We start from the raw sequence: 12,524 nt of genomic DNA, 5'->3' as shown, positions 1-12,524 counted from the left end.
ATATAGTAAGGATGGTCAACTTAATTATGCATCAAAAGGCCACCCTTAGCTTTGCTACGCCCTAAAATGAGGAAATAATAAAAATAGGGCTCAAAAACAAAGCCCTATATAGATTGAATTAACAAATATTAATATATTTTTAATGCTACGCATTTTACATTAATAACTTTTTATGCATTTTATTAAATTAAGTTGAATATTTATAAAAAACGTCATTAAAAGCCACTATTTTTTCGGAGCTCTTGGTGGCACCTATATTGTTATTCAGCCTTTATTTCAGCTAAGCAGTTTTTGCAGATATTTTTTCCCTTGAAGTTAACAACATCTCTTGCATCTCCGCAGAATATGCAAGCTGGTTGATACTTCTTAAGGATTATCATTTCTCCGTCAACATAGATTTCAAGTGCGTCCTTCTCAGCTATGTCAAGTGTTCTTCTAAGTTCGATTGGAATAACTACTCTACCAAGTTCGTCTACTCTTCTAACTACTCCTGTGGACTTCATATGTACTACCTCCTTCAACAATCTTCGACATTTCTTAATTAGATAATAACAAAGTTACCATTAAAAGTCAATGACTTTAACTTAATTTTTCTAATTAATTTAATAAAATATTTTAATTAACAATTTGGTAAGCTCTTACCTTTATTTTGTCCCTTATTTCAAATATTATGAATTTAGTGTAGAATATTTTAAAGAGGTGAATGTATTATGTTTGATGAATTGAAGAAGAAATTGGAAAATTTAAATTCTATTTTAAAGGATAAAAATAAAGGATTAGATAGAAATAATATAAAGGAGTATCTTATAAAAAACGATATTGCTACAATAAAAAAATCAAAAAAATTAAATGAACAGGAATTAAGGGCTGTTTCCTGTGATAAAGGTGTTGTTGCTGTTGATGGTAGTATAAATAATTTTGGTGGATTATATCCCCACTATATTTCATTAATCAGAGCTGTGGCACTTTGTACAAAGGGATATAAGGCGGAGTATGAAGATATTTATACACCTTTATTAGAGGAAAATATGACTCAAGATGAGGATGCAATAAAAAGAAGAGCAACAATGTCTAAAATGGAAATTAAGGCAGCAATGGATGCCATAAATAATTGTGAGGCTAATATTATTTTTATGGATGGTTCTTTACTTCATTATAAAATAGACTGTCCCTATGAATGGGATGAACTCAAAAAATCTGCTCTTTATAAAAATAAAATAATAGTAGGGATAACAGAAGAAGTAAAAACAAAGGATATTGGTGAGATACTTATAAAAGATGGACAACTTTATGATGAGTTTATCTATGATAGGGAGATACTCTTTAATATGTTAAGCGAAGGTGAGTATCTATATTTGAAAAAGGAAATAAAAACCAGAAAAAAGGATAGTGGCATTAAAAGTTTTTATGCAAGGTTTTCAGATGATCCTCAGGCTATAGGAATTGATTTTTTAAAGGAACAGGAGGCTGTATCAGAAGGTATATTGAGTTTAATATATACACTTACATTTAGTAAATCAAGGGGAATTCCTTATTTGATTGATTTAGTTGATGTTGAAACAAAGGTTACAGATGAAAAGTTAAAGGCTCTAATAGATGGCTATTTAGATAAAGAAGTTGTAGAAGTTTACTTTAATCCAAAGAGAAATAAGAGGGGGTATTAATTATGCAGGTTGTTGGAATTACCAATCAGCAGGAAGTATTTGTTGTTTCAGATAAAACACCATTTAAAATAAATCAAATACTTGTTATAAATGATGAAAGACAGGGACTTTTAAGAGGCGAAGTTGTAGAAACCAGTGCATATAACAGGTTTATTCCGCTTGATATAAATGGGGATTTTGTGGATAAAAGTGTGATTGCCTCATTGAAAGCGTTAGGGTACAGTATAGATGAAAATACCCTTTATATAGCAAAGGTAAGGCTTATGGTAGAGGCAGAATATCCAATACAGGTAGGTTCGGAGGTTAGAGTGCCAAAGTTTGATGAGGTTAAGGACCTACTTTTAAAGTCAAAAATTGAATCAGGACTTGTACTTGGAGTTATAAAAAGTTCTGAGGAGCTCTACGATACAATGGAGTATGAACTTAAAGACAGATTTTTACTATATCAAGATGGAAAAATCATAAATCAAAATGGTGTTCCTTTTATATTTGATATAGCTTCAATGCAGCAGTATCCGCATATAGGTATTTTTGGAGGTTCGGGTTCAGGAAAATCCTTTGGTCTTAGGGTTATACTTGAGGAACTGATGAAGAAAAATATACCAACAGTTGTACTTGATCCCCATTTTGAAATGAATTTTAGAGAGAACCAAAAGGATATAGATATTAAATATCAATATGATTTTATTGATAGATTTGAATGCTTAGAGATAGGAAAGGCAGTAGGTGTAAAATTTGATAATTTAACTAATAGGGATTTAATAAATCTTATTGGAGCAGCATCTGCAGGTACGTTGACTGATTCAATGACTAATGTAATAGAGCAGGTGCATAAGAATAAGGATACCTATTTCTCCTTTGAGAGGAGATTATCTCTATTGAAGGAGGCACTTGAGATAGGAAGTGAAAAAAAGATTTTAGATAGAAAGGCAAAATGCGATGACGATATGGATGCAGGTAAGTTCGATGAAATGATTGAGGTATATAGAGAGTTTGGAAGTTTACCACCTCAATCGGTTAATGGTGTGTTGTGGAGATTACAGAGATTGTATAAGGATGGTATATTTACAAATGATATAACAAGAGTAGAAAAGTGTTTAAAGGATGGAAAAATTGCAGTTGTACAAGGCCCTATTAAGTTATTAAATGTGTTTTCAACCTATTTAATTTCAAACATTTATCATAAGAGAAGGGATTATAGAGATTCTGTTCAAAGAGGTGAGAAGAAGGACTTTTTCCCACCATTTATAATAGCCTTTGATGAGAGCCACAATTTTGCTCCAAAGGGATATGATACACCATCAAAGTCAATAATAAAGGAGATTGCACAGGAAGGTAGAAAATATGGAGTGTTTTTAATTCTTGCAACACAGCGTCCGACACTCCTTGATGAAACGGTTACAGCACAGCTGAATACAAAGCTTGTGTTTAGAACAGTAAGGGCATCGGACATTGCAACAATAAAGGAAGAGACGGATATAACAAATGAAGAAGCAAAAAGACTACCATATTTGAGAAGTGGGGATGTTTTTATATCCTCGGCTCTATTTGGAAGAACAGTACCTGTTAGAATAAGACTTTCACACACAACAACCAGCCATACTCAAAATCCATTTGACGAGCTATTAAGTTTTAGGGATAAAAAGTATGAAGAAGTGTATCAAGAGATAGAAAAGTTTTTGCCAATTTATACAACTGACCTTTTAAATATATTATCTAAGGTAAATAGGGATAAAATAAAGGATATAGAGGATTTAAAGTATTACTTAGATGAATTATCTAAAAGAGGTTTTATAACCAAAAACAGTGCATTTTTAGGAGAATACTATGACAGAAAGTAGGAGATGATTATGATGTATTTAGACATAATAAAGCAATACAGCAGGCAAAACAATATTCCTATATATTTAGTTGGTGGTGCTGTAAGGGATATTTTGATAAATAGAGAAGTACAGGACTATGATTTTACCACTTCTTGTTATATGGAGGTGGCAGAATATTTTAGTAAAAACACAAATGGAAAATTGATTAAACTACACGATGATGTATACAGGGTAGTTGTAGATGGGATGGTTTTTGATTTTTCAAATTTTAAGGGAGAGAACATAAAGAAGGATTTAAAAAACAGAGATTTTACAATAAATGCAATAGCCTATGATTTAGTTAAGGAGGAATATATAGACGTACTTGGGGGCATTGAGGATATTAAAAAGAAGATAATAAGGCACACATCAGAAAATATTATAAAGGATGATGCCTTAAGAATCTTAAGGGCATATAGGTTAAAGGGAGAATTAGGGTTTAATATTGATGATGAGACTATAGAATTGTTTAATAGGGATGTAGAATATATAGAAGTTATAAAGGGTGAGAGAATAGTTGATGAACTTTTTAAAATACTAAAATTTAAAAATAGCTATGATTATATACAAATGTTAGACGATATAGGGGTTATAGAAAAAATATTTCCTATTATGAAGGAAATGAAAAGGATAGGTAAATGCAAATATCATCTTGTTGACGCCTATACCCACTCAACCCTAACACTTAAGTTTTTAGAGGATAGGTACCAAGAACTTTACGATACTAAATGGGGATACAAGATAAAAGAGTATCTTGAGGAGAATATTGGAACCTCCAAAAGATTAGAAGTTTTAAAGCTTGCGGCATTTTTACACGATATAGGCAAAGTAAAGGCTTTTAAGGATATAGATGGAAAAATTACATTTAAAGGACACGATGTTACAGGAATTGATGAATTTAACTCAATATTAAAAAGGCTTCCTATGTCTAATTCAAAGGCAGCATTGATTAAATCTGTTATAAAGGGGCATATGAGGATACTTGGACTTTTTAAGCAGGGAGCAAGTGACAAGGCACTATATAAGTTAATAAAGGATTTTGGTATAAATTTACCATCGGTATTAATAGTATCATTATATGACGTTCTTGCTACAAGGAGTCTTCTTGATGAAAATGGTGAAAGTGATAAATATTTTGAATTTGTTATAGGTTTGATAGATAGATATTACGACTATATGCAAAAGAAGGATAGTTTTATTTCAGGAGAGGATGTATGTAGCATATTAAACATTGAAGGACCAAGGGTTGGGGAAATATTAGAAAGGACAAATGAGCTTATATTTAGAAACAAAATAAACTCAAGGGAAGAGGCAATTGAATTTATAAAAAGTAACAAATAAAAAGCATAAGTTTTATTATAAATAGTTAATCCCCTAAGAAAGAGTAACTCCTTCTTGGGGATTCTTTATCTACATATATATTATGATGCTCTTTTAATTTTCTCAAAAGGCTCTTTAGATATATTTATGGTATATCCATCTTTACTTTCAATAATCTGGAATTCACAATTGCAAGCATCTGCATCTGATGACCACAAATAATAATCTATTTTAAGACCATCGATGTTTATTGATTTTTTTAAATTAACTATACCATACGTGGAAAACCATTTTAGAAGTGAGGATAAATCTAAATGTTCTGCTACTTTATATATTTCGAGCCTTTGTTTTGATATGTTAGTAAGTGGGAATTTTTTTATGAGTGTTCCATATCTTATCTTAAAAAGTTGAAGGTCTTCAAAGTATTCTATTTTTCTTGGATTATCCCTATGGAATAATTCATAGACACCACAGTAATTTCTACGGAGTACACGCACGTCCCCATCATATACTTCAACGTCGATCCATTTTCCTCTCTTTAGATTTTTAACTTCCATTGGCTTTAAAATCATCCAAACCACCCCCGTTAATTTTTGAGGTTTCTAATTATATATTAACATAGTCTATGTAAATGGTGGTTAATGTTATGTTAATTTTAAGATAAGTCAAAATTTTTGTCAATAAAAATAAATACTAATTTTGTTAAGATTCGTATATATTTTTAAGGAGAACACGTTATAGGAGTATAAAATGGTTAATATTATATGGTTTTTAATGATTATATTTGGCATATTGGTTAGTTTTTTTTATAATCCAGTTGACTTTACAAATATAATCGCACAGTCGGCAGAAAGTTCTGTAAAGCTCTGTATTAGCCTTCTTGGTATTATGGCTATATGGTCGGGCATAATGAAACTTTGCGAAAAATCAGGACTTATAGAATTATTTTATGCAATGCTAAGATTACCTATGAAAATTCTTTTCCCAAATCTTGAAAACAAAAATAAAAAGGCTCTGTACTTTATAGTAATGAATATTGCAAGTAATATGCTGGGGCTTTCAAATGCGGCAACTCCCTTTGGAATTAAAGCTATGGAGGAGATGCAAAAAATTAACATTAAAAAGGATACTGCATCGGATTATATGATTAAATTCATTATTATAAATAGTGCTTGCATACAGCTAATTCCAGCAACAGTAATATCAATAAGGGCTAATTTAGGTTCCTCTTCTCCATCAAGCATAATAGGCCCTACAATTGCAGTTAGTATATTAACACTATTTATAGCACTATTTCTTGAAGCAATATTTAGAAGGTGGTATAAATGATTTCAATATATTTTGTACCTGCTTTTATTTTATTTGTGCTTATATATTCAATGTTTAAGGGTGTTAAAGTATATGAAGTTTTTGTTGATGGTGCAAAGGACGGGTTTAAAACTGTTTTTAATATAGCTCCATTTCTTTTGACAATGATATTTGCAATAGATGTATTTAGACGTTCGGGTGCCCTTGATTTGTTTATTAAATTGCTAACTCCAATAAATAATTTGCTTAATATACCTTCAGGAGTAGTTCCTATGATTTTAATAAAACCCCTATCTGGAAGTGGCGCTATATCTGTTATGACAGATATAATGAAGACCTATGGAGTTGATTCAACAGAAGGGTTTATCGCAGCTCTTATAATGGGCTCAAGTGAGACAATTTTTTATACAATATCTTTATACTTTGGAAGTATCGGAGTCAAGAAAATAAGGCACGCTCTAATAGTAGCTTTAATTGCACATATAATAAGCTGCATTATAGTTTGTAACTTTATATGGATATTTCGGTAGACAGAACTAATTATATATTTTTATATTACATCAACTTAATATTTTGATATATAATATATAAGTACAAAGGAGGAGATAAATTTGAGGGATTTAACGAAGGGAAATGAGATAAAGCAAATAATATATTTTGCAATACCAATGCTTTTAGGAAATCTTCTTCAAACTCTTTATAATACCGTAGATAGTATTTGGGTAGGTAAAGGTGTCGGAGAAAAGGGGCTTGCAGCAGTAACAGTAAGCTTCCCAATACTATTTATGCTCATTTCACTAATTATGGGAGTAACTATGGGTAGTAGTATTATTATCTCCCAATACTTTGGTGCTAAGGATTATGAAAATGTTAAAAAGTCAATAAATACAACACTTTATTTTTTACTAATTTCTTCTGTTATAGTTACAATTTTAGGGGTAATCGTTTCAAAGCCTGTATTAATTTTAATAAATACACCAGCTTCTATTTTGAATGATTCAAATAAATATCTAATAATAATGTTTTTAGGTATGGTGTTTATGTTTGGATATAATGGAGTTGCAGCAATATTAAGAGGTATGGGGGATTCAAAGACGCCTTTATACTTCTTAATGATAGCAACAGTTATAAACATAATACTTGATCCTATATTTATTTTTGTATTTAAGCTTGGTGTTGTAGGGGCTGCAGTTGCAACAGTTATAGCACAGGCTGTTTCCTTTATTTTCAGCGTAAATTACATAAACAAAAAGCACGAACTGTTTAAAATTAAATTAGACAGTATAAAATCAGATAGGGAAATATTAAAGAAAATAATAAAAATAGGCATACCAATGGGAGTACAGCAGACTTTGGTATCGCTGGCTATGGTATTTTTAAATTCAATTATAAATGTATTTGGAGTAGATGCAATGGCAGCCTTTGGTGCAGCAGGAAGAATAGACTCATTTATGTCTATGCCAATAATGAGTTTAAGTGCTGCTGTATCCTCATTTACTGGACAAAATTTAGGGGCAAATAAGAAGGATAGAGTGGTTAGGGGATTTAGAGGAACGCTTTTAATAGGGGTTTTGCTCTCTATTATAATTGCTTCCCTTGCGATAATATTTGCCAAACCTCTTATAAGTGTATTTAACTCTAAAAAAGAAGTGGTTGCCTTTGGAGTTGATTATTTGAAAATAGTTGGTATGTTCTATTTTACATTTGCCTTTATGTTCATAGTGTCAGGTGTAATAAGAGGTTCTGGAGATACAATGGTACCTATGATAACAAGCCTAATTGCACTTTGGGGAATTAGAGTTCCCCTTGCAAAATATCTTTCAAGCAGTATAGGTATTAATGGTGTTTGGTGGTCTATAGGCATTGGATGGGTAGTAGGAAGCACACTAAATTACATTTATTATAGAACAGGAAGATGGGAGAAGAAGGTAGTAGTAAAAAAATCTTAATAATGGCATCCTCATCACTTATAACTTTTAACCCCATAAAGGATTTATATTCTATAAATCCTTTATGGGGTTTTGTGTATTTATTATAAAATATTAAGGTATATTTTAAAATTTTACGACAACTTTAATGTTTTTTTGACAAAATATTGATATAATATAATTAAACAAAGGTAATTTGAGGAGAGCTATATATGAAAAAAAGTATCAGGTTTTTTGTTATTACATTGATAATGATTTCATCACTGGTACCTCTTTTGACTTTTGCATTTTTGTTTTTCAATAATACCTTTAACTTTTTTATATCTAATGATAAAAGGAATATACAATCCGTGCTTGAAAAGGAAAAAAAGTATATTGAAAGGTTTGTAGAGGTTAATATTAAAGATGTTAAGTTAGTTGCAACATCTGATAACGTAAAAACCCTTAAAAGGGAAGAGATAATAGATGTATTTAAGAGGGTAATGAATGTAAGAGATGATTTTCAGAAGATGAAATTTATAAAAAAGAATGGTGAAGTTTTAGAGGTTCATAGAGATGGGAGAATAAGAGAATATAAAAAGGCACAGCTTGATTATTTTGATAAATATGCAATTGAACACGGAGATATTGCCTTTTATACAAACGAAGAGGATAACACAGCTTATATGTGCTTTGCATCGAATTTTTTAATAGGCCAAGAAGTATATGCAACTTGTATTGCATATATGCCAACGGATACAGTAGATTTTTTTACTCATAATATCAATTTAGATGCAATTGCAGAGATATATATAATGGACAGTAGAGATAAGTTCTTAATTAAAAAAGCAGATAAAAATTTCAATCAAAATCCTGAAATAATGTTGCCAATAAAAAACTCAGACTGGACTTTAGTTGCCGACATAAACAATCAATATTTTAAGGATATACTCTATAAGAACATACTTTTAAAGATTATTGTGTTTTTAGTATTTATTATCATTTCTATCATTCCAATTGCAAACTATATAGCAAATCAAGTACAGGAGGTAATTGGAGAAATAATAGATTCTATTGACAATAAGAAAAGGATAGAGGGTAAAAATATATTCTTTTATAAAATATATGAATTTAGTAGATTAAAATCTCAAATAAACAAATTTTTCGGATACATTAACAAAGGTTAGGGTGGGTTAAGATGTTTAAAAGATTAAAGGTAGTTATAACGTTATTTTTATTAGCAATTTCTATACTTCCGCTAATAATGTTCTCGTCTACTTTTCTTTTATCAGTAACCAATACTTTTACAGAAAATGATGAAAAAAATTTAATAGAGGTACTAAATAGAAACAAGAGATATCTTGAGGCCTTTGTTGAAATGAATATAAACGATATGAGGCTGCTTTCCAATTCGGATAACTTAAAGACCTATAAAAGAGATGAGATAGAAGGGGTATTGAGAAGATTTTTGTTAACAAGAGAAGAATATACTAAACTTAAGTATATAGATAAAGATGGATGGATTATAGAGGTTAGAAGAAGTTTAGCATTATATAAGAAATATGATAGTTTAAATGTTAAGGAAAGTCTTTTATTTAACAATGGTTCCTTTTGCACAGTAATTGAAGAAGATGGAGTAGATTATGTTGCATTTTCAGCACCATATAGAGAAGATGGAAGATATGGTGTAGTTGTTGGATATATTGATTCAAAAAAGTTTGATTATATTTTGAAGGATTATAATTTAGTTGGTTTAGGCAATATAATCATACAGGATAGTTTTGGAAAGAATCTGTTTAGGATGTCTAAAGAGGATAAAAAATATAAGGAAGACATAATAGAACCAATAAAAAATACAGATTTTAGTATGATTGTTACAATAGATAGACAGGACATAAGAAATGAATTTTTGAATGACCTATTTAAAAAGGTTGCACTATATTTCTTTTTAACTGTGGTTTTGGCAATAGTATTTGCCTATATAATTTCCGAATCAATAAACAAATATATAAATAGAGTAATAGTCAGCATAACAACTCTAACAAGAATAAAAAGTTCAGATAGTATGCTTGACAATATAGAAGAAGTTGAAGTATTTAAAAATAAATTTAATGAAATAATTGAAAGATTAAATAAGGACAAAATAGATTTAAGTGATAAAGTTAATTTAGATTCGTTAACAGGTTTATACAACAAGAGGTTTTTGATGGAACAGTTATCATCTAAACTTGATGAGGATAGTGTGGACACATATTTTATGATGGCAGATATAGATTATTTTAAAAGAATAAATGATACTTATGGACATATGGTTGGGGATAAAGTATTAAAGGCTTTATCTAATATTTTAAAGGAGGGCATAAGAGAAGGAGACTATGCAATAAGGTTTGGGGGAGAAGAGTTCCTATTAGTTATTACAGGTGTAACTAAAAAGGATGCCCTAAATATAGCAGAAAGACTTAGAAAAAAAGTAGAGTCCTTCACATACCAAGAAGATAATTTGAATATAAAGTTTACAATTAGCATTGGTGTTACAAAATATAAAAACAACATAGACTATTCAATAGATTTAGCAGATGAGGCACTTTATAATGCTAAAAAGTCAGGAAGAAACAGGGTAATATATAAAGAGGCGTAAAAAATAAAGAAGCGGGAAAAATAAGTATGAGGTGTTATTATGGAAAAGATTTTACTTATTGTTTCCCGCTCTGCTGCTTTTTTGATAGATTGGATTGTATTTATCATAGTTTATTTAATATTATCAGAACTGGGTGCATATGCATATATTCTATCTCTATTTGCTTTATTTATATATAGAGTATTTATGCAGGCTAAATTTGGGCAGACATTAGGTATGATGCTTTTAAAGGTTAGACTTTCTGATTATTCCTATAAAATTGCTCTTAAAAGAGAGATATTTAGAATAGCCTCAAGCTTTTTTTACATAGGTTACCTATATGCCCTTTTTGACAAAAAACTTAGAACCCTTCACGATATATCCTCAGGCGTTTATGTGGACTATGTGGATAAAAAAAGGGAGGAAACAAATACAAATAAATTAATACTATATATTTCATACTTTTTACTAATAGTTTCAATGTTAAAGGGTACCTCAAGATTTTTATTAGATGAAATTGGACAATTTGGACTTGAAAAATATGCCATATCGGATGAATACTTTCAAAGCTTTGAGGGAGATAACCTTTTAAGCTTATCCCAAGAGGAACTTTATCTTAAAACTGTAGGGCGTAGATATACTGCTATAATCGATGAGGGTGGGAAAAAGGTAATCTATAGAATATCAAATAAGTTAAAATACACAGAGGTATATAGGTTAAATAAAAATGGAGATGAATTCATAGGGGAATATAAATTTAAAGTTGATTTTCCTATTCAATTCATAGAGAGTGTAAACTATAGAGGTGAAGACAATTTTTGTGCAGTAACTCCAAAGGGAGAACTTATTATATTTTCAAACTGGGGAGATATATATGCAAAAAAATATATAAAAAATAAAGATGTTGTGAATATAAAAACTGGGGATTTAGATAAAGATGGATTAGATGAAATAGTAATATTGAATAGAAATGCAGATATTGAAATATATAAATTAAATAAAGGCGAATTAAGCACAATGTTTTTTGGTAAAATTGGAGAGGATATTTTACCATCTGCCTTTATGATTGAGGATGGAATAATTGTTTTATCAAAGGGTGAAAATAAGACAAATATATATAAATATGATTTTAAGGAAGGGCAATTTATATATAAATTTAAAAGGCAAATCAAAAGAAAGGATATAACAAATATATTTAAATTTGATGGTGGATATTTAATAAATAATATTGCACGAAATAATATGATGTTTAAGGTAGGAAATATACAAATCTTTGAGGTATTAGATACTAATTTTAAAATAAAATATAATTTTGGAAAAAGACCTGCAAGAAGATATTCCTATATGGTAAGGATAGTGGAGGAAGTTTGTGATATAGATGGAGACGGTTTAGATGAATTGGTTGTAAAATCTATTGGAAAAGATGATGTTATGGGGCATTCCTATAGAATTGAAGTATATAAACAAAATAAATTTTTACTGATGATAAATAGGATATTAACCCTGTGGTCTTGACAAAAACTATCAAATTTTGTACATTAATCTTAATAATGTTAAATGCTTTGAAGGAGAGAGTAACATAATACCGTGTCAAAAGAGAGCTGGGGTAGGTGAAAGCCAGCGGCATAGGGTTATGTGAAGATGGCTCTGGAGCACAGCAGTCGATATGTAGGCTGTTGCGGCATTGCCGTTATCCAAATTAAGGCCGAAAGGCGAAGTAGGGTGGTACCGCGATACCTCGCCCCTATATGGGGCGAGGTTTACTTTTTTATAGTATAAAAATTATAAAGTATAATAAATAATATTTCAAAAACAGATAAGTCTATAAACAATAGAAAGGAGAGAG

The 12,524-nt window shown here is 30.2% G+C and carries 11 protein-coding genes and 1 other annotated feature; of the genes, 9 read left to right on the top strand and 2 right to left on the bottom strand.

What is annotated here, in order from left to right:
• Positions 1-260 precede the first annotated feature (260 nt).
• Positions 261-503, bottom strand: coding sequence for an AbrB/MazE/SpoVT family DNA-binding domain-containing protein (locus tag A3M9_RS0112605; RefSeq protein WP_018660109.1), 243 nt, complete (start codon positions 501-503; stop codon positions 261-263).
• A gap of 207 nt (positions 504-710) precedes the next feature.
• On the opposite strand from A3M9_RS0112605, the gene A3M9_RS0112600 reads away from it, so the two are divergent.
• Genes A3M9_RS0112600 through A3M9_RS0112590 form a run of 3 tightly spaced genes read left to right on the top strand, consistent with a single transcriptional unit; the run spans position 711 to position 4,867 of the window.
• Entirely contained in the window at positions 711-1,664 is a 954-nt protein-coding gene (locus A3M9_RS0112600; RefSeq protein WP_027309491.1) for a DNA double-strand break repair nuclease NurA, read from the top strand.
• Positions 1,665-1,666: 2 nt separating this feature from the next.
• Positions 1,667-3,505: an ATP-binding protein gene (locus A3M9_RS0112595; RefSeq protein WP_027309490.1), complete on the top strand. Its 1,839-nt coding sequence runs from the start codon at positions 1,667-1,669 to the stop codon at positions 3,503-3,505.
• Between the two features lie 9 nt (positions 3,506-3,514).
• Positions 3,515-4,867, top strand: coding sequence for a CCA tRNA nucleotidyltransferase (locus A3M9_RS0112590; protein ID WP_198011977.1), 1,353 nt, complete (start codon positions 3,515-3,517; stop codon positions 4,865-4,867).
• 80 nt (positions 4,868-4,947) lie between these two features.
• On the opposite strand, the gene A3M9_RS0112585 is transcribed toward A3M9_RS0112590, so the two are convergent.
• Positions 4,948-5,418: a hypothetical protein gene (locus tag A3M9_RS0112585; protein ID WP_027309488.1), complete on the bottom strand. Its 471-nt coding sequence runs from the start codon at positions 5,416-5,418 to the stop codon at positions 4,948-4,950.
• A 178-nt stretch (positions 5,419-5,596) separates the two neighbouring features.
• On the opposite strand from A3M9_RS0112585, the gene A3M9_RS0112580 reads away from it, so the two are divergent.
• From A3M9_RS0112580 to A3M9_RS0112555, 6 genes are all read left to right on the top strand, one after another.
• Positions 5,597-6,175: a nucleoside recognition domain-containing protein gene (locus tag A3M9_RS0112580; protein ID WP_027309487.1), complete on the top strand. Its 579-nt coding sequence runs from the start codon at positions 5,597-5,599 to the stop codon at positions 6,173-6,175.
• Positions 6,172-6,684, top strand: a complete 513-nt coding sequence (locus A3M9_RS0112575; protein WP_035166733.1) for a spore maturation protein — start codon at positions 6,172-6,174, stop codon at positions 6,682-6,684. Before A3M9_RS0112580 ends, A3M9_RS0112575 begins: the two co-directional genes overlap by 4 nt.
• A gap of 81 nt (positions 6,685-6,765) precedes the next feature.
• The gene (locus tag A3M9_RS0112570) at positions 6,766-8,103 is read left to right on the top strand and encodes an MATE family efflux transporter (protein ID WP_027309485.1); all 1,338 of its coding nucleotides are present in this window, start codon (positions 6,766-6,768) and stop codon (positions 8,101-8,103) included.
• 191 nt (positions 8,104-8,294) lie between these two features.
• Positions 8,295-9,248 carry a cache domain-containing protein gene (locus A3M9_RS0112565; RefSeq protein WP_027309484.1) on the top strand — a complete coding sequence of 318 codons (954 nt, stop codon included), beginning with the start codon at positions 8,295-8,297 and terminating at the stop codon, positions 9,246-9,248.
• 11 nt (positions 9,249-9,259) lie between these two features.
• On the top strand, positions 9,260-10,699 hold the full coding sequence (locus A3M9_RS14325) for a GGDEF domain-containing protein (protein ID WP_051350747.1): 1,440 nt from the start codon (positions 9,260-9,262) through the stop codon (positions 10,697-10,699).
• A gap of 39 nt (positions 10,700-10,738) precedes the next feature.
• The gene (locus A3M9_RS0112555) at positions 10,739-12,193 is read left to right on the top strand and encodes an RDD family protein (RefSeq protein ID WP_027309483.1); all 1,455 of its coding nucleotides are present in this window, start codon (positions 10,739-10,741) and stop codon (positions 12,191-12,193) included.
• 38 nt (positions 12,194-12,231) lie between these two features.
• Positions 12,232-12,427: a binding site (T-box leader), on the top strand.
• Positions 12,428-12,524 lie beyond the last annotated feature (97 nt).

The sequence above is a fragment of the Caloramator sp. ALD01 genome (assembly GCF_000472625.1).
Taxonomy (GTDB): Bacteria; Bacillota; Clostridia; order Clostridiales; family Caloramatoraceae; genus Thermobrachium; species Thermobrachium proteoclasticum.
This window is presented reverse-complemented; position numbering and strand designations above follow the sequence as displayed.